Below are 23,578 nucleotides of genomic sequence, written 5' to 3'. Positions count from 1 at the left end.
GGTGGGGTGGTTCCGCCCGTCCGACGACACGGCGCCGACCTTGGTGTCGGTGCTGCACAAGGGCTCCTCTTCAGCCGCAGGCGCCGGGGCGCTGCTGTCCTCGCGCTACGTTCTCACCTGCGCGCATGTGGTCAGCCTGGCTCTCGGCAAGGACAGGGAGAACACGGAGCAGCCGAGGTCTTCCGACCGCCTTTCCCTTGAGCTGCACGACGAGGCGGTGACACACCGGCGCATGGCACGGCTGGCGGTGTGGGTGCCTCCTCGCCCGAGTCCCAGGGGTGCCTTGGGGGAGGGGGATCTGGCGGTGCTGGAACTCGACGAGCCGGCCGGAGCCTCGACTCGCCCCGTGGCATGGCAGCCCATGACAGAGAGGGCAAAGGTACGGGCGTGGCACGCCAGTGGTGCACGCATCACCGGTGCCGACACCACCATCGAGATCTCCGACACCTGGTACTACTACGCCGATGCCGATCTCTCCGGCGCCTCCATCCAGGAGGGTTACAGCGGCAGTCCGCTGTTCAAGAAGGACACCCCCGCGGTTGCCGTCGGTCTTGTGATCGAGCACGTCGTCAACCATGGGCCGTTATCGGACAGACACACCTCGCGGCGCACCCTGGCGCTGCCATGGCAGCGAATTCGCGAGGAGTTGGCCCGGAAGGAAGCGCGCCGTGTGCTCGACGCGTGTCTGCCCCCGGCCTCCCCCGACCTGGGGGCCGTGCCGGACAACGCCGTCGACCTTCTGCTGGAGCTGTTCGAGGGCGCGGAACTGAAGCGCCACGCACGCCTGCTGGCGCCGAAACTGGGCTATCGGATGCTCTCCGAGGAGCCGGATCCGGCCGCTCTCTCGTTGGAAGAGGAGCTGGCCGTCCTTCTGTTCACCGAAAAACGCGCGCTCGCCACGCTCGTCGCGTCGCTGACGAAAGCGGTGCGTGAGGACCGGCGGAAGACGCTCAACAAACTGCTGGCGCTCGGGTGTCTGGTGGAGGGCGTCCGGCTCCTGTCGGTCGGGGAGCACGAGGAGCTTCGAAAGATACTGCGGCGCGTGAACTCCGCTCACCCCGGGCTCTTTTGCCGGGCGGCCCGTCGCGTGCTGGAGTTCGACAGCCGGACGCCCGATTGGCTGGACAGCACCGACATGACGGAGTCGGAACTGGCGGCTGCCGCCGAAGACCTTGATGGGTACTACGACTATTCGCTGGAAGACGGTGACGTTCCGCGGATGCCGCGGTTGCTGCGGCTGGCCGTCTTCCTCTCCGCCGCCGTCGCCGACAAGGGAACCAGGGACGAGCTCAATACCTGGTGTGAGAACGTCCACAAGCGTCTGGGCGTCGATCGGTCCCTCCTGATCGATTGCCGTGTGCTTGCCTCCTCATGGGCGACGTTCCGGCGGCGGCCGGCGGCGCGGATCTCCGTCGCGCTGTCCCGGAGCGACTCGGACCGGGAGCGCTATGACTGCCGGATCTGGCTGGTACGCAAGGGTCGCGTACCGCACCGGGTGGCGGTGGGCGACGGGCCCTTCACCGCGGAGGAGATCGGCCGGAAAATCGACGGGGCGGCCAGGGAGCATCGCAACGGCGGCGACGAGCCCGCTCCCTGGATCGAGGTAGTGGTCGGGCGAGAGGATCTCCACGTGCCCGTCGATGCCTGGACGGCCTGCAGTGTGCTGGACCGACTCGCCCACCTCGGTGTTCCCCCTCCTCCAGGGCAGCACGAGAAGAGCCGGGTGCTGGGGGCGGAGTACCGAGTGGCCTTGCGGTTGCGCGAATACGCGGACAGGGCGGACAGGGAGGACGAGCGGTGCCGCAGCCTCCGGCGGCGCTGGGAGGCCGGGCGCGCGGCCCCCATCGTCATCAGGGACAAGGCCACCGACGTGGACGCCGTGGACAAGGCGGTGTCCGCACTGGAAGGCGTACACCGGGACACGGCGTGGGCCGTCCTGCACGGTGATCCGAAGGACCGCCATTACTTCCTGGAGGTCTGCCTGGCCCTGGGGGTCCCGGTGGTGCTCTGGGACCGCGAGGCCACAGGCCTTGAACACGCGCAGCGGCTCGAGGACATCGTCGGCGGCGTGTCGTTGTCCGACGTGCCGGACGTGGTCCAAGGCTTCCGGAAAGCCGTGCACCACGACGGGGAGCCGTTCGCGGCACGCCCGGCCATGGTTTGGGACGACCCCGACATGCCGCTCCCACCGTTGCCCGACTACTGCGATCCTCCTGACGCCCCGAGGAACTTGGAAAGGCTGGCTGCCAGGTGACAGCGGAGAACTCCGGGAACGGCTGGCGCCTGTTCCAGGGCGACGGCCTGGTACGCGAGGTCGACTTCCCCGAAGCACCGCCATGGCGCCGGTTCGGCGGCACCCCGGGAGGGGCCGGCCGACGGCGCGATCGTCCGTATCTCATCGGATCCGAAGAGGCGGACGTGGTCAGTGCGGCGCTGTTGCTGCGGCGGCCCCTGCTGGTCACCGGGCAGCCCGGGACCGGAAAGTCGTCGCTCGCGCACGCCATAGCCCATGAGCTGTCCCTGGGCCGGGTGCTGAACTGGCCGGTCAACAGCCGGACCACGCTGCAGGACGGCCTGTACCACTACGACGCGATCGGCCGGCTGCGCGATGCGGGCCTGCGACGTGACCGGGACGGGGAACAGGACCTGGCGCCGCAGGAACCGGACATCGGCTCCTACGTGCGCCTCGGGCCGCTGGGGACGGCGCTTCTCCCGGTGACGAGGCCGCGGGTCCTGCTGATCGACGAACTGGACAAGGGAGACATCGACCTGCCCAACGACTTGCTGACCATCTTCGAGGACGGCGAGTTCGAGATCCCCGAGCTGGCCCGCCTGACCGGGGAGCAGGACCGGGCGCGGGTGGTGACCGCGGATCCAGGAGGCCGGGCGGACGTCGACCGTGGCTGGGTGCGCTGCTCGGAGTTTCCGGTCGTCGTCATCACCAGCAACGGCGAACGCGACTTCCCCCCGGCGTTCCTGCGCCGCTGCGTCCGGCTCGACCTGCCCGAACCCGACGAGGAGCGCCTGCGGGCGATCGTACGTGCCCACCTGGGCGACAGCGACGGATCCGGCGTCGACGGAATCGAGGGGATCGAGGAACTCGTGCGCTCGTTCCTCTCCCGGCGCGCGAGCGGCGAGCTGGCCACCGACCAGCTCCTCAACGCCGTCTTCCTGCGCCGTGGCGGGGTCGGCCTCGATGCCGACGGTCTGTTGGACGCCGTACTGCATCGCCTCGGTGGGACGGTGTAGCCGCGGATGTTCGAGCGGGTGCTGGACGTCTTCGCGGACTGCGGGGTCGGCCTGTCGAGCGAGGAGTTCCTCGACGCCCTCTGGCTCGCCGGCCGGCTGCCGTCGGCCGCCACCGGTGCCGTGGCGAGGGCGGGGGCCGCGAATCCGCCGGACGACGGCGTCTCCGCGGACGACCAGGTCCACGCCGAGCCCGCGGACGCCGGTGGCACGGACCAGCCCGCATGGCCGCCGGGCGCCCTCCGGCGCCCGCGGCGCGGCCGAGGCGCCCTGCACGGCGGCGCGGCCTCCGCCTCGGTGAGGGACCGAGGGTTCGCCGTCCCCCCGCCGGCCCCGGCCGTATCCGTCCGGCCCCCCGGTGAGAAGGCCCTCGGCACGGCGGAACTGGCCCTCGGCCGCGCACTGCGACAACTCCGTCTGCACCGGCCGGATCCGCGCCGGACCGAGCTGGACGTTCCCAGGACCGTCACGGCCATGGCCGAGACCGGGCTGCCCGACGCCGTGCTGCGCCCGGCCAAGGCGCACTGGCTGGACCTGGCCATCCTGGTCGACGACGGGGTGTCCATGCTCCCCTGGCAGCGCCTGGCCACCGAAGTACGACTCCTCATGGAACGCGGCGGCGCTTTCCGGTTCGTCCACGCGTTCAGCCTGGACACCCGTGCCCCGGACGGACCACTGCTGGGCTACCGCCCGTTCGGCACCACCCCCGCGACGCTCCCGCCCTCCACCGTCGTCGACCCTTCAGGTCACACGCTGGTGCTGGTGGTCAGCGACGGCGTGGGCCAGGCATGGCGGGACGGACGGATGCACGACCTGCTCGACCGGCTGGCCCAGGCGGGCCCGGTCGCCGTGCTGCAGACGCTCCCGCCACGCATGTGGCCCGGCACCGGTATCCGGGCGGAGCGCTGGCGGGTCACCACACGGCGCCCGGCGGCGGCCAACGGGACCTGGCGCGTCACGGACCCGGTGCTGCCGCCCGGGCTACGGCCGTTCGACGGTCTGCCCGTCCCCGTCCTCGCGCCCACCCCCGGCGTGGTGGCCACTTGGGCCCGGCTGGTCGGCTCGGCGGGGACCAGCGCGCTGCTGCCGCTGCTGGCGCCCGCGCCGTCGCGCGCCCGGCCCGACGCGCCGGGCGCCGCGCGGCCCGGCCTCGACAGGGAACCGTCCGCCGAGGTGTCGAGGTTCCGTTCCGTCGCCTCGGCGGAGGCCTACCGGCTCGCGGCGCACCTGGCCGCGGTCGCGCCGCTGCCCGTGCCCGCGATGCAACTCGTACGGCAGGCCCTCGGCGGGCCGGTGGACGCGGGCCACGTGGCGGAGGTCTTCCTCAGCGGGCTGCTGCGCCGCGTCGGTGACACCGAGCGGCCGCCACAGCAGTGGCAGTTCGACTTCGCCGAGGGAACGCGCCGGATTCTCCTCGGCGCGGTGCCCCCGCCCGCACTGCTGCGCACCACCCGCGCGATCACCGGCCGCCTGGCCGAACTCAGCGGTACCTCGCCCACGTTCCTCGCCTGGCTGCCCCACCCGGACGGCCAGGATCAGGTGTCGAGTGGCCGACGGGCGTTCAGCTGGGTGGACGAGCGAGTCATGCGCCGACTGGGCGTGCCGCTGCCCGCCACCTCGGCGCGGACCGTCGCGCGGCCGCGCTACGACCTCGCGATCAGGACGACGCACGCGCCACCGGCACCGGGCGACATGGCGGCGCAGGAATTGGTCATCCCATGGGCGTTCGGGAAGGACGCCGACCCGAAGTCCGCGACGGTCGAAGCGTTGCGGGCCAGCAGCCTGAACCTGGGCCACGCGGCCGCGAAGGTCGTCTTCGTCGCCCCACCCGGGGCCACAGGGCTGCCGGCGTACGCCGCGGTGATCGGATTCGCCCACCGGTGGGTGGACGTCTACGCGGACGGCGGCGTGCTCGAACTGGCCGACTCCGAGCCGGACATCGCGAGCATGGACGACGTGCCGAAACCTGACGGGTTCCTGCGCTGGGCACAGGTGGGTGGCCCGCAGGCGGACGGCATGCCGACCGTGGCTTTCCCGTCCGACCCAGACGGGCCACTCGACGAGCGCACGGTGCAGGCGGTGCATCACGCGGCACGGCTGCGCATGGTTCCACCGGACTCCGCGTCGGCGGCCCTGCGCATGCTGGCCAGGGTCGCGGCTCTGCGAGCCAAGGGGAGCGCCAGGTGGCGCCTGCCGGTGCTGTCCACCGGCACCGAGCCGCTTCCGGTGGACAAGTCGACCCAAGGGCAGGGCATCGACCTGGAGCTGATCAGGCAGACGGCGGACCGGTACCGCAAGGAGATGGTGAAGGGAAGCGAGATGACCGAGGCTGTCCCCGCGCCCTCGGTGTCGCCGCTCAACCAGCGCATCGCACAGGCCGACACGACGGATCCCGCCACCCTGCTGCGCCGCCTCGGCGCCGCTTCGTCGGACGGGCTGCGCTGGACCTGCCCCCGGGACCGGGGCGACCACGCGGACATCGTCCTGAAGGTCGGCTCCGGTGGCCGCGTCTCCTGCAGACGCTGCTTTCCGCGCGAGGTCGGGCTGGTCCGGCTCACCGAGGAAACGCTGCTCCTGACGCCCGACGAGGCCGCCGCATTCGTCCTGAACGACCACAGCGCCGGCTTTCCAGCACCCGGTACGGCGGTCACCGCGCGCGTCACCGGCTCCGTGCCGGAGGGGTACCGATGCGCTGTCCGCGACCCCGTCACCGGCCGGACACGCGAGGCGGTTCTGCCGGCACGAGAGCTCCGGGAACTCCAAAAAGCCCGCACCGGCCTCCGCCTGGCGCAAGGGGACACCGTCGTCGCGCTGGTCCTCGGGGCAGGGGCCGGCGGGCAGCCGGACGGTCCACAGACCGGCGAGGACGGTGCCCTCGTCCTGTCCCTCACCGCCGCGGCCCTGGTCGAGCGCATCCTGGCCGGATTCGTGCCCGAGTTGACGACCGGCGAGGTGGCGATCACGGGCATCGCCCGGGTCGCCGGAGCCCGGACAAAAGTCGTCGCGGCACGCACCAGGTCGGCGAACAGCGTCAGAGGAGCCTTCATAGGAAAGGGCGCCGAGCGGATACAGGGCGCCCAACGCATGCTCTCCGGATGGCTGACCAACGAAAAGATCGAAATCATCGCCTATTCCAGCGATCAGCGGAACCTGCTGGTCAACGCCCTGGTCTACGCGCAGCCGACGGGCATTCTCATCGACGGACAGCGAGCAGTCGTCGCCGTCCCCGACCACCAGGTCGGCGGCGTCACGGGAGAAGGCGGCCTGAACGCCCAGCTCGCCGGACAGCTCACAGGTCTGTACGTCAAGATCGTTCCTTCGGGAACCAACCTCAGGTCAGAGATGGACTCGGCATTCGACGGCGAATAGGCACGGCGCGACGGGTCACCGCCGGACGACTGTCCCCGGGGGAGCGTCTCCCCAGCCCCGAGGCCTATGACCTGGCGTTTCCGGGCGACTCTCGCCGCGACACCTTCCCGATGACCTCGCACGTGGAGTGTGGGGCGATTCTTGAGCCGGGCAAGAAGGGCCCCCGACCTGCTTTGACCCCCTGAGCGTCACGAGGGGACGGGTTCCGGCTTGCAGCGGAAATGGCGCGGGAGCGAAGGCTGCTCGACCAGGCGGTAGCCAGGGATCCGTTCGGTCCTGCGGGGAAGCGCGAGCCGGACCAGTTCGTAGGGTGCCGTGGTGACCGGGGCGCCGTTCTCGTCCTCCTGGCCGAGGTAGAGCGAACCCAGTTCCACGGAGCGGATGCCGCCTTCGAGGTAGAGCTGGCAGGCGAGCGCATGGCCGGGGAAGCGATGCGCGGCGATGTGCGAAAGCAGACGGCCGGCGTTGAGGTAGAGGGCGTGCAGCCCCGGCGGCTCGATGATGCTGATGCCGGCGTCCCGGGTCAGACGGGCTAGGTGCTGGGCGGCCTCGGCGCGGGATCGGAGGTACCGCGGGTCGGTGACCTCGGTCAGCCCCTGGGCGATCATGTCCAGGTCCCGGCCGGCCAGGCCGCCGGTAGGTGGGGAAGCCTTCCGTGGCGATGAGCAGCAGCTCGCACCGCTCAGCGAGGGCGCGGTCGCGCAGGCCGAGGTAGCCACCGATGTGGGCGATGCCGTCCTTCTTCGCGCTCATCAGGCAACCGTCGGCCAGCCCAAATGCCTGCTCGGCGACCTGTGCGGGGACCGCGCCCGCGGCTCGTGGGCGACGCCCACGAGGAACAGCACCAGACCGGCGTGCCCGAGGTCGCGCAGCGGCCCCGGCACGCCGTCCGGTAAACAGGACGGACTGCGCCTTCGGCCAGGCCAGGCGGAGCACCGCCGGCCCGAGCAGCACGCCGAACGCGATCTCGCCGACGACGCCGGGCTGCCCGATCCGGTGAGCGAGCCGGCGTCCCAAGGAATCCGACGACCAGGAAGGCACCGAGTGCGGCGGTCGCGTGCGCGGCCTCGGGGAGCGTCACCGGCCGGCCGCTCCATCGACCGCCGCGCCGTCCGCCGCCAGGAAGCCGACGACACGGCGGACCACGGCGTCGTCGCGCAGCACCTTGGTGTGGCCCAGGTCCCGCACCCGCATCAGCTCGGCCTGCCCCCAGGCCGTCACCAGCGCCTCGCTGTCGGCGATGGGCGACTCCGGATCGTTCTCGTCGTGGACGACGAGCAACCGGCTGGTGAAGTCCCGTGCCGCGAGAGCCGGTTCGATGGCGTCGAAGGAGATGCCGAGCCACTCCTCCGCACGCGAGCGGACCAGCCCGATGGCCTCCGGCGATACCTGCATCACCTCGCCGGAACGGCGCCAAAGGCTGGTGTAGCTGCTGATGGGGTTGACGAACACGGCCCGCTCCAGCGTGACCCCGCGCGACATGGCGTAGGTCGTGGCCGCGGCGCCCAGCGAGTGGGCGACGACGGCGTGGAAGGGGCCGAACCGCTCGTCGGCCGCCTCGACCGCCTTGGCGAAGTGGATGACGGAGGACTCAGCGCCCTCCGACTCGCCGTGGCCGGGGAGATCCGCGACGACCACCGCGCAGCCCGCCCGGGCGAGCGCGTCCGCCAGGACGGTCAGGTGCCCGGCGTTGCCGGCCCAGCCGTGGACCAGCAGGATCCGCCGCTCGCCCTCGCCCCAGAGGTAGTGGACCACCTTGCCGCCGTCGACGACCTCGACCTCCTTGGCAGCCAGTTCCAGGACCGGCCGGGTGGCGTTCGGGGGCTGCGTCCGCATCGGCGTGAAGGCCAGCCGGCGCAGCTTTTCGGTGATGTCGGTGCCCAATTGGTCGCCCCTTATCTTGTTTCTTCCACGCTCCGCAGGTGCGCGGAGATGATCTTTCGGACCTCGGGTGATTCCACGATGTCGAAGTGGCCGGCGCCCTCGACGAGTTCCACGGTGGAGTTCCGCCAGCTCGCGTGCAGTTCCCCGGCGTGCACCGGCGGCACGTAGTCGTCGGCCGTGCCGTGGACGACCAGCCCGGGAACGTCGATCGCCCGGGCGGCCTCAAGCGCCGAGAACTCGTCCCACACCGCCTTGCCGAACCTTCTCTCGATCTCCCCGACCACCCCCCGGACCCGGTCGTCGTCGAGAGCGTTCATCTCGGCGAACCTCTCGACCAGAAACATCTTGGCGGGCGGGGAGGAGATCGAGACCACGGTCCGGGCGGCCACCCCGGCGTGCCACGCGGTGAGGGCCCACAGGCCGCCCATGGAGTGGCAGATCACCGCGTGCAGGCCGGTGAGCCTGTCGTACAGTGCGCGCAGCAGGGCGCGGATCTCGGTGGGATCGCCCCTGGTGCCCAGTGCCTCCCCGTGCGGCGGCACGTCGAACAGCACCACCCGGTAGCCCTGCGCGAGGAGTTCCTCGGCGATGGACACCATGCTGCCCAGATTGGTGTTCAGGCCGTGGACGAGGAGGACGGTCGGGCCGCTGCCGCTCTGGAAGTACTTGTAGAAGCGGCCGTTCACCTTGACGGTGTGCGAACGGCACCGATTGAGGAACGCCTTCGCGAACGGATCGTGCGGCAGCTTCACGACCGTGTAGAAGCGCTCCACGAGGTCGTCCACGGATTCGGTTCGGCTCACAGCGCATTCCTCGATCGGTGTCGGTGGTTCAGTTCGACCGCGTCCTTTCCGGACCTCAGTTGCCGGGCTGCTCGCTCAGCGCCGCGAGGCACTGCCTGGCTCGCTCTGGCAGGACGTACTCCCCCTCCTTCGCGATGCGGTCGTACAGGGCCTCGACCCGCTCGTAGTGGTCGTCGAGGTTCTGGTCGAGCAGGTGGTATTCGGACTTGTTGTAGATGCCGAACTGGAGGTCGGTCATCAGGCCGAACGGATCGATGTCCGTCGCGCGCCGGGTCCCGCCGAACACCAGGCGCAGGAACTCGTCGACGCTCTCGTAGCCGAGCGTGGCGAGGAGGAACTCGATCGACGCCCACTTGCGCCTGACCTGGTAGGCGCGCTCGTCCGGATCGACGATGAAGTCCAGGCCGCTGGTCATGCCCTTCGGGTAGTGCACCTTGTTGAAGCAGCGCAGGTCGATGGTGAGGCGGTCCTTGGTGGTCCGGGGCAGGGTGCTGTCGGCGTGTGCCCGGTAGTTGTCGAAGACCAGCGCGTCGCCCACCCGGCTGTCGCAGTAGTAGCCGGGAGACGGCTTGTCGGCGTAGGTCTTCGCCCAGTACATCGCCATGAGGTAGTCCCGCACCGAGGGCAGGTCGATCTCGGACAGCTTCCCTTCCAGGAAGAGGTACAGCGCCTTGTCGACGGAGTCCTTCTCCTCGCCCTCCAGGCCGCACTCGAGCATCTTCTCGTAGACGTACGGGAGGTTCGGGGCCTCCACCTCGGCCTCCTCGAAAATCACGAAGGGCTGCCGGCTCAACGGCGTCGGGGTCAGCGCGGTGTGGAAGCTGCGGTACTCGGTGGGGAAACCGAGCTGCTTCTTCACCAGCGACGGGATCTGAAGGGCGATCGAGCTGGCCGCGTGGGTGCCGTACGGCCGCTTCTCGGCCGGCACGATGAAGGCGTTCACCACCGCGGTCTCGACCTCGGGGAAGTGCTCCTGGACGATGTCCTGGTTCAGGTCGTAGAAGCGCTTCGCCGAGGGCACGAACAGCACGCAGTTCTCGAACATGGTGGAGACCGGGAAGTAGCTGCCGATCGAGGCGGCGGCGAAGCTCTCCTGGATCACCGCCTGGCAGCGCAGCTGGCGTGCCAGGTTGTCCGCCAGGTCGTCGTCCAGGTTCATCCGGACGACCTGGGTGGGGTGCACCTCGGGGTGGAAGCAGCTCGGGTTCAGCGTCCGGTGCGGAGGCAGCCGGGACTCCATCTCCTCCTTGTCCACCTGGTACTTGTCCAGCACCGGGGACAGCTGCTCGGCGTGCGCCGCCGCCGAGGAGTGCAGGAAGGTGCCGGTTTTCCGGTAGGTGCCCGTGACCGTGGCGTCGTCGTCCACCGTCGCGTCTGCCGCCTGGGTCGCGTCGCTCATGACGTCGTGTTCTCCGCTCGGTCCGAAGTGTTGATGCGGTCCACATAGGTGCGGACGAAGTCCTCGTCGATGGGCGGGGACGGGTAGTCCTCCGCGCCGAAGACGGCGCCTCCCACGGGGAGCGCGGCGAACATGTCCGCCAGGCCCTGTGCCGTCAGGCCGTCCACCAGGGCGGCGATCCGGGCCAGGGGGCTTGCCGGATGCCCGGCGGCGAACGCCAGCGCCCGCTGCCGCCATTCGTCGAAGGGCACGATCTGCGCCCCGCCGCCGGCGGCGGCACCGACCATCTCGAAGAAGCGGTCGAAGGACGGGGCCGCGGAGTTGACGAAGTCGTAGTCCCTGCCGATGCGCGCCAGGTCGCTGGTCATCGCCTCGGCGATCGTCCGGCACAGGTGGTCGACCGGCAGCACCGCCGTGAGATCAGCGGCCAGCGACGGGAAGCTCCCCATCTCGAGGCCGCCGGTGATCAGGTTGTGCAGGAAGTCGCCGCGGTCGAGCCGGAAGTGCCCGGTGCGCATCGAGGCGCCCACGAACGGCAGCCGGTACGTCGACGCCTTCGCGCCGCGCCAGCGGGCGGCGGCCACCATCTGTTCCGCCTGCCACTTGGAAGTCAGGTAGCCGTACTCGCGGTCGTCCTCGGTGACCTCGTACCCCAGGTACTTGGGCAGCGTGGCGAAGGTGGAGACGAAGTGGAACGCCTTGCCGCGACCGCGCGAGGCCAGGCGCAGCGCCTCGTGCGTACCGACCACGTTGGGGCCGATGTAGTCCTCCAGCGGCCGCATCCAGTCCACCAGGGCACCGGAGTGGCAGATGGCGTCCACCTGGTCGGCCAGTTCGTCGAAGCCCTCCTCATCCAGGCCGAACAGCGGTTGAGTGAGGTCGCCCACCACCGGGTTCAGCAGCGGCGCGAACTCCTCCTTCCACAGGCCGTAGCCGTCGAGGGTGCCGACCAGGCGCTCCATGGCCCGGCCGACGCCGTCCGCCCGCACCAGGCAGTAGGCGACCACTTCGGAGGCGAGCAGCTCGTGCAGCAGGTAGGCGCCGACGAATCCGGTGGCGCCGGTGACGAAGACGGCCTCCGGGCGTACCGGCGCCGCGGTGGCGTTGCCGAAGCGGAGGTCGGGGTGCAGGCAGCCCTTCCGGGCCGTGGACAGGTCCGCGCCCGCGGCATCGGCCACCTCGGCCACCTCGGTGGCCGCCGTGCCCGTGGCGGCCTGGGGCGCCGCGTCCAGCCCTGTCTCCAGCAGCTTCGCCAGCAGGAAGTCGCCCAGCGAAGTGAGGTTGGGATGATCGAAGGCGATCTTCGCGGGCAGGGCGAGTCCGGTCAGGTCCGCGAGCTGGTTGCGCATCAGCACCGCGGTCAGCGAGTCGATGCCGATGTCCTGGAGCGGCACGTCGACGTCCACGGCATCCGGCGAGGCGAAGCCCAGGGTCTTTGCCATCTCCTCGCGGACCACGCCCAGCACCACGGCCGGGTACTCCTCCGGCGCGGCCTCGCCCAGCAGCTTGCGCAGGTCCGTTCCGCCGCCGGCCCGGGAGCGTCCGCCGGCGTTACCGCTGAGCAGCGCGCGGAACAGCGGCGGTATGCCGCCGCGGTTCTCGAAGTAGTGCTGCACGCGGTTCAGGTCCAGCGCGGCGGCCATGGTGAGCGCGCGGCCGCTCCTGACGGCGAGCTCGAAGAGCTCCAGGCCCTCGTCCGGTGCCAGCCGGTCCAGGCCGAGCTGGGCGAAGCGGGCCCGGTCGAACTCGCTGAGCCCGGCGGCCATGCCGTCGCCCTCCCAGGGGCCGAAGGCCACCGAGGTGGCCGGCAGGCCCTTGGCCCGGCGCAGGTGGGCGAGCGCGTCCAGGAAGGCGTTGGCGGCGGCGTAGTTGCCCTGGCCGGGTGCTCCCATGACGCTTGCGATGGAGGAGAACATCATGAAGAAGTCCAGCTCCGTGTCCTGGGTCAGCTCGTGGAGATGCCACAGGCCGTCCACCTTGGGCAGGAAGACCGCGTCGAACCGCTCCGGCGTCAGGGCCGTCAGGGCGCCGTCGTCCAGCACACCTGCCGCGTGAACCACGCCGCGCAGCGGGCGCTCCTCACCGAACAGGGCCATCACCGCGGTGACGGCGTCGCGATCGGCCACGTCGCAGGCCACCACGGTGGCCGTGGCGCCCAGCTCGGACAGCTCGTCCACCAGGGACCGCGCCCCGGGGGTCTCCATCCCGCGGCGGGAGGTCAGCACCAGGTCGCGTACGCCGTGGGTGCCGGCCAGCCACTTGGCCACCCGCCGGCCGAGGTCGCCGGCGCCGCCCGAGACGAGCACCGCGCCGTCCGGCCGGACGAACTGCCGCTGCTGGGCCGGGACCAGCACCACCTTGCCCACGTGCCGCGCCTGGGCGATGAAGCGCAGGCCGTCGGAGGTGTGGGTCATGGGGAAGGCCCGCAGCGGCAGCGGCGCCAGCTTGCCCTGAGTGAACAGCTCGGCGATGGAGACCAGCATCCGCTGGATGAGGTCCGGCCCCGCCTCGGGCAGGTTGTAGACGGTGTAGGTCACGCCCGGATGGCTCTGGTCGATGGCCGCTTGCTCGCGCACATCGATCTTGCCCATCTCCAGGAACCGTCCGCCGTTGCCCAGCAGGCCCAGGCTCGCGTCGATGAACTCGGTCGCCAGGGAGTTCAGCACCACGTCGAAGCTTCCGCCGGACTCGCCGCCGGGAGCGTTCTTGCCGAAGTGCTCGACGAAGCCCAGATCGCGCGAGGACGCGAGATGGGCGTCGTCCAGGCCGAGTTCCCGCAGCGCGGGCCACTTGGGCTCGCTGGCGGTGCCGTAGACCTCGGCGCCGTGGAGCCGCGCCAGCTGCACCGCCGCCATGCCCACGCCACCGGCCGCGGCGTGGATCAGCACCCGCTCGCCCGGTCGCAGGGCGCCCAGTTCGTGCAGGCCGTACCAGGCGGTGAGGAAGGTCATCGGGATGGTGGCGGCCTCCTCGAAGCCGAGGTGCTCCGGCATGCGCACCACCTGGCGCGCGTCCGTGACGACCTCGGAGGCGAAGGAGCCTCGGGCCAGGCCCAGCACGGCGTCGCCCACCTTCACCTGGTCGACGCTGCCGCCGACCTCGGTGACCACACCGGCGAACTCCAGGCCGAACGCGGGGATCTCCACCATGCCCAGGGCGTTGAGCACGTCGAGGAAGTTCACCCCGGCGGCCCTCACCTCGGCGCGGATCTCGCCCGGTGCGAGGGCCCTCTCCGGCAGGGACTTGACCGTCAGCGGCTCGTCCAGGCGGCCCTTGGCGGCGATCTCCAGCTGCCAGCGGCCCCCGGCCGGGATCTGAAGATCCTGGGCCGAGCCCACCCGCAGCAGTTGCGGCACCAGCACCTCGCCGTGGCGGAGGGCGCACTCCGGTTCGGCCTCCAGCATCAACGCGGCGGGGAGGGCCTCGCGGTCCGCCTCCTCCTCGCCGAGGTCGATCAGGCGCAGGCTCAGTTCGGGGTGCTCGTTGCGGGCGGTCCGCATCAGGCCCCACAGCGGGCCGGCGCCCAGCCCCGAGACCATGTCGTCGGCGCCGGTACCCACCGCGTGGCGGGTGACCCAGACCAGCGGGGTGCGGAGCTGAGCGCCGACCGCTTCCTGGAGCTGCTCCAGTGCCGTGGCGGCGAACGCGTGGGCCTGGGACGGCACCTGAGCGTCGGAGTCCCACAGGCAGACCAGGCCGTCCAGGTCCTCGGCGTCCTTCAGCTCCCGGACCTTGATCACCTGGATACCGGCCCGAGCCAGGAGGGTCTTGACCTCCCGCGCCCACGGCACGTCCCCGGCCGGGGTCATCATGCCCCAGGAGCCCCCCAGTTCGATGTTCCCGGTGTCGACGTGGCGCCAGTTGACGTCGAACTGGAAGCGGTCCACCCCGGCCGCCGCCAGGCGGCGCAGCACCGCCCGGTCCACCCGCCGTGCGTGGAGGCGGTGCAGCCGGCCGACATGGGCGCCGTCGCTGTCGTGGATGTCGAGCGAGGCCCAGAACTCGCCGTCACCCAGCTCGAAGTCGGCGACCCGGACCCAGATCTCCGCCAGGCCCTTCACCCGCAGCGACAGGCGCTCGGCCTCGAACGGCACGAAGAGGTCGTCGCCGGTCCGGTTCTGCAGCCGCTGGGTCAGCAGCAGTGAGTGCATGGCCGAGTCCAGCAGGGCCGGGTGCAGGACGTAGCCGGTGGCGGACTGCTCCGCGCTCTCCGGCAGCGCGGCCCTGGCCCACACCTCCCCGCCCACGTGCCAGGCCTCCTTGATGCCCTGGAAGGTCGGCCCGTAGCCGTAGCCGAGGGCGTCCAGGTCGCGGTAGAGGGCGGACGCGTCGAGGGGCTCGGCGCCCCGGGGCGGTACCGTCACCGCGCTGCCGGTACCGGCTCCCTCCGCGGGCGTGATGCGGCCCTCGGCGTGCAGCTGCCAGGCGCCGTTCTCACCCTCGGGCGCGCTGTGGACCTGGACGGGACGGGTCTCACCGATCGCCGGACCCACGGTGACCTGCACGCGCACCGGCACCCCGGAGGCGAGCACCAGCGGTGAGGCGATGACCACGTCCGACAGGTCCCACTCGCCCTCGTGGGCGGCGTCGCCCGCCGCCCGCATGGCCTCGAAGAACGCCGTGCCCGGCATCAGGACGGCGTCCATCACCCGGTGCTCCCGCACCCACACCGGCTCGTCCGCCGCCACCACGTTGGTGAACAGCGACAGCTCGGTGCCGGCGATCTCCACACCGCCGCCGAGGAGCGCGTGGCCGGTGGGGTTCAGACCGGCGCCGACCTCGCGGGAGAGCGGCGGCTCGAACCAGAACCGCTCCCGCTGGAAGGCGTACGTCGGCAGGGCCACCCGGCCGCCGCCGAAGGGCGCGAAGTAGCCGTCCCAGTCGACCGGGACGCCCCGCACGTGCAGCTCGGCCAGGCTCCGCTGGATGACCGAGGCGCCGTTCTTGCCCTGGGTGCAGGACGGCACCCAGGACACCGGTCCCTCGTCGGCCAGGCAGGACGCCCCCAGGCCGGACAGCACCGGCTGCGGGCCGAGCTCCAGGAAGGTGTTCGCGCCCTCGCGGCGCAGGCTGCGCATGCCGTCGCTGAAGCGGACCGCGTGGCGCACCTGGCGGACCCAGTAGCCGGACTGCTCCAGTTCGCCCGGCGCGGCGAGCTCGCCGGTGAGGCTGCTGACGAGGGGGATCATCGGAGGGCGGAAGCGGACCGACTCCGCCACGGCCCGGAATTCGGCGAGCATGCCGTCCATGTGGTGCGAGTGGAAGGCGTGGGACACCGTCAGCCGCTTGGCCTTGCGGCCCTGCTCCGTGAAGTGGGCGGCGATCGTCTCGACGGCGTCGGTGTCACCGGACAGCACGGTCTGAGTGGGCGTGTTGAGTCCGGCGACGTCCAACGTGCCCCGCAGCCCGAGGGCGTCGATGGCGGCTTCCGCCTCCTCACCGCCGGCTTCCAGCGACACCATGGCACCGCGGGCGGGCAGGGCCTGCATCAGCCGGCCGCGGGCCGCGACCAGCCGGCAGGCGTCGTCCAGGTCGAACACCCCCGCCACGTGGGCGGCGGCGAATTCGCCGATGCTGTGGCCGAGCAGCAGCTCCGGCCGCACACCCCAGCTCTCCCACAGCCGCCACAACGCCACCTCCAGGGCGAACAGGGCGGGCTGGGTGAAGTCGGTGCGGTGCAGCAGGGCTGTGCCCTCGCTGTCTTCGCTGTCCGGATCGGCCCACATCACCTCCAGGAGAGGCCTCTCCAGCCCGGTGAAGCGGGCGGCGACCTCGTCCAGCGCCTCGCGGAAGACGGGGTGGACGTCGTAGACGTCCTTGCCCATGCCCGGAAGCTGGCTGCCCTGGCCGGTGAAGAGCAGGGCCGGCCGGGGTTCCTCGGTGTGATTCCCGGTGCGCACCGACTCCGCGGGCAGTTCCCCGGTGCGGGCGAAGGAGGCCAGCTTGTCGAGGAGTTCGGCCTTGTCCTTGACCAGGAGCACCAGCCGGCGGCGGAAGTGGCTGCGGGTGGTCGCCAGGGAGCGGGCCACGTCACCCAGGCGGTCCTGGATGTTCATGCCCAGGTGCAGGTGCAGGTTCTCCACCTGCCGGCGCAGGGCGGCGTCGGTGTGGCCGGACACCACGAACGGCCCCGTGGGCGGCAGCGGCGGGGGCGCGCCCTCCTCGGCGTCCTTCGCGGCGGGCCGCGGCGGCTCCTCGACGATCACGTGGGCGTTGGTGCCGCCGATGCCGAACGAGCTGACGCCCGCGCGGCGCGGCACGTCCTTCGCCGGCCACGGGTGCTGTTCCTGGACCAGCGCCAGGCCGGCGCCCTCCCAGTCCACGGTGGGGGTGGGCTCGGCGACGTGCAGGGTCCGGGGAAGCGTGTCGTGGCGCATGGCCAGCACGACCTTCATCACGCCGGCCAGACCGGCGGCGGCCTGGGTGTGGCCGAGGTTGGACTTGGCCGAACCGACCCACAGCGGCACCTCGTTCGAGTGGCTGCCGCCGAAGACCTCCGCCAGCGCGGTGCCCTCGATGGGGTCGCCCAGCTTGGTGCCGGTGCCGTGCGCCTCCAGGTAGTCGATGTCGTCCGGCTGGAGTCCGGAGGCGGCCAGGGCGGCGCGGATGACCCGCTGCTGGGCGGGGCCGCTGGGCGTGGTCAGGCTGGCGCTGTGGCCGTCGTGGTTGACGGCGGTGCCGCGCAGCACGGCCAGGATGGGGTCGCCGTCGCGCTGGGCGTCGGACAACCGCTTGAGGACGGCCACGGCGGAGCCCTCGCTCCAGCCGGTGCCGTCGGTGTCGGAGGAGAACGACCGGCAGCGGCCGTCCGCCGACATGCCGCGCAGGCGGCTGAACTCGACGTGCAGTTCGGGGGTGAGCATCAGGCTCACACCGGCCGACACCGCCAGATCGCATTCGCCGTTGCGCAGCGCGTTGCAGGCCAGGTGGGTGGTGACCAGGGAGGAGGAGCACGCTGTGTCCAGGGTGAGGGTCGGGCCCTGCAGACCGAACACGTACGACACCCGGCCGGACATGGTGCCGCCCGCGGAACCCGGGCCCACGTAGCCGTCGAGGTCGGTCAGCCCGCCCGCCATGGTGAGGCCGTACTCGTGGTACGCCGAGCTCTTGCCGACACCGATGAACGTGCCGGTCTGACTGCCGCGCAGCCGGTCCATGGTGTAGCCGGCGCGTTCGAACGCCTCCCAGGTGGTCTCCAGCACCATGCGCTGCATGGGGTCGAGCGAGCGGGCCTCGCGCGGGGAGATGCCGAAGAAGGCGGGGTCGAAGAGGTCGATGGGGGTGACGAACCCGCCTCGGCTGCAGTATGAGGTGCCGGGCACCTCCGGGTCGGGGTTGTACAGGGCCTCCGCGTCCCAGCGGTCCTTCGGGACCTCGACGATCCCGTCTCCGCCGCGCTCCAGCAGCTCCCAGTACTCCTCCGGGGTGTTGGCGTCGCCGGGGAGGCGGCAGGCCATGCCGATGATGGCGATGGGCTCGTCGTGGACGGCGCGGCGGCGGTCGGGCACGACCTCCCGGCTGGTCCTGGTGCCGTCGGCCAGGTAGGCGGCCAGGGTCTTGACGGTGAAGTGCTCGAAGAGCTTGGCCCCCAGGACGGGGCGGCCCAGCAGTTCCTCCAGCCGCGTCTGGACCCGGACGACCCGTAGCGAGTTGCCGCCGATCTCGAAGAAGTTCTCGTTGACGCCGATCCGGTCGTGGCCGAGCACGTCCGACCAGATGGCCATGATGTCCCGCTCCAGCTCGGTGGCGGGCTTGGCGGTGGCGTCGACCTCCACCACGGGGTCCGGCAGCGCGTTCTCGTCGATCTTGCCGTTCGGGGTCAGCGGAAGCTCGTCCAGCTCCACGATGAACGCCGGCACCATGTACTCCGGCAGCCGCTCGGCCAGCCAGGGGCGCAGCACGCGGTGCAGCGGGGTCCTGGGCGGTTCGCCGACCGCGGGCGTGTTGGCGTACCCGGTGAGGGCGGCGCGGGCCGGCGCTTCGGCGGGGTGCGGGCTGAGGTCGGGGGTCTGCCCGGGCCGCCAGAACAGGGCGTCGCACCGCCAGGTGCCGCCGGAGCGGCTGGGCAGCAGAGCCAGTTCCAGGCCCGCCTCACCGGCGAGATCGGCGAGGCCGGCGGGGTCGATCCAGGACGTGGGCACCACCGAGGTGCTCGCGCCCATGGTCTCCAGGGCTGCGGCGACCCGGCCGCACACCTCGCCCAGCCGGCCGTTGGGGATGCCGTTCAGGCGGAGCGGGCGGTCGGCGACGGAACCCAGCTCGACGCGGAGCGCGGCCAGGTCGAGGCCGTCGGCCTGCCAGTCCTTCTCCGCTGCCGGGGTGGGGGGCCCGGCGCCCTCGCCGATGTACAGGGTGACGTCGTAGCGGTAGCGCGTCATCTCGTTGACGTAGCGACCGTCGCGCAGGGTGATGTCGACGCGGGTGATCTGCGGGAACAGGTGCGGCAGGTTGGCGAAGTAGTCCCGGCTGAGCACCAGTTCGCGCTCCGCGCGCATTCCGCGCTCGGCTCGGCGCGCCAGTTCCTCGGCGGAGATCCCGCCGGCCTCCCCGTTCGCGCGGAAGTGCGCCACGTCGGCGTGGAAGACGTCCAGCAGCGACAGGTCACGTACGTCACCGAGGAACACCCGCCCCCTGGTGACGGCCCTGGTCGCCCACTCCAGCACCGAGGTCAGGTAGTCGACGCCGGGGAAGTACTGGGCCACCGAGTTGATGACCACGGTGTCGAAGGCGCCCTCGGCCACCTCGGGGAGCGCGTGGGCGGTGCGTTGCTCGCAGGTCACGTGCGGCAGCGAGGCCAGGTGCCGCCGGGTCATCTCGACGGCTGCGGCGGAGGCGTCCACGGCGTGGTAGGTGCGGCAGTGCGGTGCCAGGCCGAACAGCATCAGGCCGCTGCCGGAGCCGATCTCGAAGACGTTCTCCGGTGCGTGGGAGAGGATGCGCCGGACGGAACTCCGCTGCCAGTCGCGCATCTCCCCGCCCGAGAAGGGGAGGCCGTCGTAGCTGTTGCGCCAGCCTGCCAGGTTGAAGGTGGCGTCGACGGTGACGGGATCGGAGCCGGGGTCGGAGGGAGCGGTGCCGGCACTGGCTTCGTAGGCGCGGTCCCAGGCGGCGGCCCACTCGACCAGGGCGGTGCTCTGGTCCGCCGGGGTACGGACCGGATCACCGGCCGGAGCCGCGTCGCGGACGCAGTAGGCGACCAGTTGCTCGTCGCGGCCGACCACCACGGCGCGGCGGACCGATTCATGGCGGCTGACGGCCGCCTCGACGTCGGCCAGCTCGATCCGGTGGCCGCGCAGTTTGACCTGGCGGTCGTTGCGTCCCAGCAGCGCCAGCCTGCCGGGTTCGACGAAACGGGCCAGGTCGCCGGTGCGGTAGAGGGTGCCGGGGTGGAAGGGGTTGTCCGCGAAGCGGAGCCGGGTCTGCCCGGGGTCGTTGCGGTAGCCGCGGGCCACTCCGGCGCCGCCGACGCACAGTTCTCCGGGGAAGCCGAGCGGTACCGGCGACAGGTTCTCGTCGAGGACGTAGACCTGGGTGCGGTCGATCGGGGTGCCGATGAGTACGCCGTCCTCCTCGGCCCGGGCCACCACCTCCCAGGCCGTGGACCACACGGTGGTCTCGGTGGGGCCGTACATGTTCCACACCGAGCCCGGGGCCCCGGCGGCGAGCAGCCGGTCCGCCAGGTCGCGGGGCAGCGCCTCACCGCCGCAGAGGATCTTCCTCAGGGTGGGGGTGCCCTGCCAGCCTCCGTCCAGCAGCAGCTGCCAGGTGGCGGGGGTGCCCTGCATCACGGTGATCGCATGTCGCTCCATCAGCCCGCTCAGGGCCTTGGCGTCCAGGGTCTCCTGGGCCTGGGCGATGACCGTGGTCGCGCCGCAGAGCAGCGGCAGGAACAGCTCCAGCACGGAGATGTCGAAGGACACGGTGGTGACCGCCAGCAGCCGGTCGGTGGCGGCGCACCCCGGCCGTTCGCGCATGGCGGCCAGGAAGTTGCACAGTGCCCCGTGGGTGATCTCGACTCCCTTGGGGCGGCCGGTCGAGCCCGAGGTGTAGATGACGTAGGCCAGGTCGCCGGCGCCCGCCTCGACCGCGAGGTCCGCGTCAGCGCTCAGCCCGGCATCCAGGTGGACGCTCACGCAGCGGGTGTGCCAGTCGGCGAGTCCGGCGGGCGCGGCGGCGGGGGTGACGATGAGCTTGGGATCGGCGTCGTCGATCATCTGGCGGATGCGTTCCGCCGGGAACCTGGGATCGACGGGCACATAGGCCGCGCCCGTCTTCATGACCGCCAGCAGGGCCACAACCAGGTCGATCGAGCGGTCCAGGGCCACGCCGACCAGGTCGCCACGGCCCACGCCCCGGTCGGTCAGCGCGTGGGCGAGCCGATTGGCGCGGGCGTTGAGCTCGGCGTAGGTCAGGCTGGTGTCCGCGCAGACCAGTGCGGTGTCCTCGGCATGGTCGCGCGCGGCCCGCTCGAAGAGCCGGTGCAGGCCCTGCTCGGGGAGGTCTGCGGTGGCGCCGGCCGTGTCGTTGAACTCCTCGACGAGGAGTGCGCGTTCGTCCGCGGTGAGGAGGTCGGCGGCGGCCGGAAGCCGCTCCGCGGCGGCGGGAAGACGGCGGCACCACGCGGTGAACTGGCCGGCCAGCCGGGCGACGTCCCGGGCCGGCAGGCGCGTGGCGTCGTAGTGGAAGGTGACGAGCGCACCGTCCTCGGCGCCGTCCTGCTGGATGTGGAGTTCCAGTGCCGCGGCAGGCAACGTTTGCCCATCAAGGAGCGGCGTCGTGGGGGCACCTCCCGCCCGAGCCGTGCGAAGCGCGGTTCGAGGGTGGGGGAGCGGGCTCTCGGCGTGCCGGCCGGAAGGCGTCGTCCGCCCGAAGGGCCTGGACGTACTTGGGCTTTCGGCCGGTGCGGCGTCAGGGCGTGCCGGGCGTCGCGACGGGGCGAACGTTGCCTGCCGCGGCACTGGTTTCGGACGGTGGCCGTCCTGACCGCCCAAGCCCTGGTCGGCGGCGTCGCGGGTGCCCCAGGAGATCAGCACGTCCGGTGTCAGTGCGCCGCTGTTCCAGCGTTCACGGAGCGCCTCGTCGCGGCCGACGGCGTCGCGGCGGAGCCATCCCCGCTCCTGGCCGAGGACGAACTCCCGCCGCACCGCCCGCAGGTTCTGCGAGATCGTCGCGTCGGCGTCGACACGGCACAGCAGGGGCAGCCAGGCGGCGAACAGGTCCCGGTGCGCGGCGTCGACGCCCTCGCGAGGGGCCGCCATCGCGAGGTGGACCTCACCCCGGCCGCTCGCCCGGCTCAGGAAGATGCCCAGCGCACCGGCCAGGTAGGCGGCGGCCGCCGCAGACGCTTCCAGGCCGCCGTCGCCGCCGTCCTGGAGCGGGACGTGGCATCGCACGAGGACGGGATCCGCCTGCTGTCCGCTCTCAGCGCTCTCAGCCCCGGTTTCGGGGCGGGGCTGCGGGTAGGGAAGGCGGTAGGGGTGGTCGCCGCCCCCGATCAGGCGCTCACGCCAGCGGCCCTCGGCCTTGGAGGCTCTGAGGCCCGCCTCGGTCAGGCGCGCGCTCGCGTCCTCGCCGGGGACGTCCAGGATCGCGCCGGGTCGGATCCCATGGGCCGCCGCGATGGCGCCGGCGGGCCGTTCCTCGCCCTCCAGGGTGCACAGCCGGGTCAGGGTGACGCTTCCGGCACCCGTGGCCATCCGCAGGCCCGACGCGTCGTCGCAGGAGAGGACCGTACCGGGCGCGGCGGCGGCGTGGTCTGTGGCGGTAGCGGTGACACCGGTGGAAGCGGTGACACCGGTGGAAGCGGCGGCGACGTGGGAGCGGGCTTCCCGGACGGCGTAGAAGTGCCCGTCGAGGTTGACCTTGGGCCACACCAACGGGCTCGCGAACGGGCCGTAGTCGGTGGCCCGGACCATGGCGGCGATGCGCTCGGCCGGAAGGCCCCAGTCGATCAGTCCCTCGGCGGCTAACTGGGTGTGCCGCGAGAAATAGCGGCGCGTCGCGGCGTCCTGGGGCGTCGCGGTCTCGCGGCCCTCCGCGATGTCGTCGATCAGTTCGGCCAGACTGGCGACGGCCGCCTCGTCGCACTTCAGGCCCAGCGAGAGCGCGGTGTCCTCGGGCCCGATCGCCACCGGTACCCGCCCCAGCACCTCACCGCCGTCGACCACCTCTGCCATGCGGTGCCAGGTGATGCCGTACTCCCGCGCCCCGTCCGCGATGGCCCAGGACGGCGAGTGCAGGCCCGAGTACTCAGGGAGCGGGCCGTAGTGGTAGTTGACGGCGGCCCGCGTCGCGCGGGCCAGCAGCGCTTCGGGCACCACCGCGTAGTTGCCGACGCTCAGCAGGAGGTCGCAGGACAACCGCGGTGCGAGCGCCACGGCCTCGGCGAGTTCGTGGTGCGGAATGCCGGCCTTGATCGCCCAGGACCGGGCGGTGGCGTCACCGGTCACCACGGCTGCGATCCGGTGCCCTTTCGCCACAAGTACCTCGCCGCAGCGAGCGAGTACGCTCCCGCTGCCGATCAGGACGGAACTCAAAGAAGTCAATGCCGTGCCTCCCCGTGATCACCCGCGGCGCGTCCGGTGAGCGCCGCCCGTCCCGGGGCAGGGCAGGGCAACGGCACCCGAGGCAGCCCTGTGAGGGCCTACAGATGCCGGATCCAAGCGCGCGCCCAGGGCTGATGCCCCGTGCACCCGTGCCGATTCCCCCGTGATCGAGCGGCGTACGCCTCACGAACAGTCGTGCAAGCGGCTGCGCTGTGAGTCGTCCGCGCTGTCAGGTTTGCAAGTACGCCAAGTGCTGAACTGCCGAAGTGCGCAAGTGTCGTGCAGGAACGCTGTCGTGCAGACGTGCAGGCGTGCAGAAGTACCGGGCTGCA

The 23,578-nt window shown here is 71.7% G+C and carries 8 protein-coding genes; 3 read left to right on the top strand and 5 right to left on the bottom strand.

Annotated elements, in window-relative coordinates:
- Position 1 precedes the first annotated feature (1 nt).
- The 3 genes from ABT063_RS45100 to ABT063_RS45090 are packed head-to-tail and all read left to right on the top strand — an operon-like array spanning position 2 to position 6,615.
- Positions 2 to 2,254 (top strand): VMAP-C domain-containing protein, encoded by a 2,253-nt coding sequence (locus ABT063_RS45100; protein WP_351066900.1) that lies wholly within the window; start codon positions 2 to 4, stop codon positions 2,252 to 2,254.
- Complete coding sequence (locus ABT063_RS45095) at positions 2,251 to 3,249, top strand: AAA family ATPase (RefSeq protein WP_351066898.1); 999 nt, start codon at positions 2,251 to 2,253, stop codon at positions 3,247 to 3,249. Before ABT063_RS45100 ends, ABT063_RS45095 begins: the two co-directional genes overlap by 4 nt.
- Before the next feature lie 6 nt (positions 3,250 to 3,255).
- Positions 3,256 to 6,615 (top strand): SAV_2336 N-terminal domain-related protein, encoded by a 3,360-nt coding sequence (locus tag ABT063_RS45090; RefSeq protein ID WP_351066896.1) that lies wholly within the window; start codon positions 3,256 to 3,258, stop codon positions 6,613 to 6,615.
- Between the two features lie 188 nt (positions 6,616 to 6,803).
- Here ABT063_RS45090 and ABT063_RS45085 read toward each other — a convergent pair whose 3' ends face one another.
- The 5 genes from ABT063_RS45085 to ABT063_RS45065 form a co-directional block, all read right to left on the bottom strand.
- Positions 6,804 to 7,223, bottom strand: a complete 420-nt coding sequence (locus ABT063_RS45085) for a PLP-dependent aminotransferase family protein (protein ID WP_351066894.1) — start codon at positions 7,221 to 7,223, stop codon at positions 6,804 to 6,806.
- Positions 7,224 to 7,692: 469 nt separating this feature from the next.
- Complete coding sequence (locus tag ABT063_RS45080; protein ID WP_351066893.1) at positions 7,693 to 8,499, bottom strand: alpha/beta hydrolase; 807 nt, start codon at positions 8,497 to 8,499, stop codon at positions 7,693 to 7,695.
- Positions 8,500 to 8,510: 11 nt separating this feature from the next.
- The gene (locus tag ABT063_RS45075) at positions 8,511 to 9,302 is read right to left on the bottom strand and encodes an alpha/beta fold hydrolase (RefSeq protein ID WP_351066891.1); all 792 of its coding nucleotides are present in this window, start codon (positions 9,300 to 9,302) and stop codon (positions 8,511 to 8,513) included.
- A gap of 55 nt (positions 9,303 to 9,357) precedes the next feature.
- Positions 9,358 to 10,701: a hypothetical protein gene (locus ABT063_RS45070; RefSeq protein ID WP_351066890.1), complete on the bottom strand. Its 1,344-nt coding sequence runs from the start codon at positions 10,699 to 10,701 to the stop codon at positions 9,358 to 9,360.
- Positions 10,698 to 23,150, bottom strand: a complete 12,453-nt coding sequence (locus ABT063_RS45065) for an amino acid adenylation domain-containing protein (RefSeq protein ID WP_351066888.1) — start codon at positions 23,148 to 23,150, stop codon at positions 10,698 to 10,700. Before ABT063_RS45065 ends, ABT063_RS45070 begins: the two co-directional genes overlap by 4 nt.
- Positions 23,151 to 23,578 lie beyond the last annotated feature (428 nt).

The sequence above is a fragment of the Streptomyces sp. NPDC002838 genome (assembly GCF_040295365.1).
Lineage (GTDB): Bacteria > Actinomycetota > Actinomycetes > Streptomycetales > Streptomycetaceae > Streptomyces.
The sequence above is the reverse complement of the archived record's forward strand: the minus strand, read 5'-3'. Positions and strand labels throughout refer to the sequence as shown.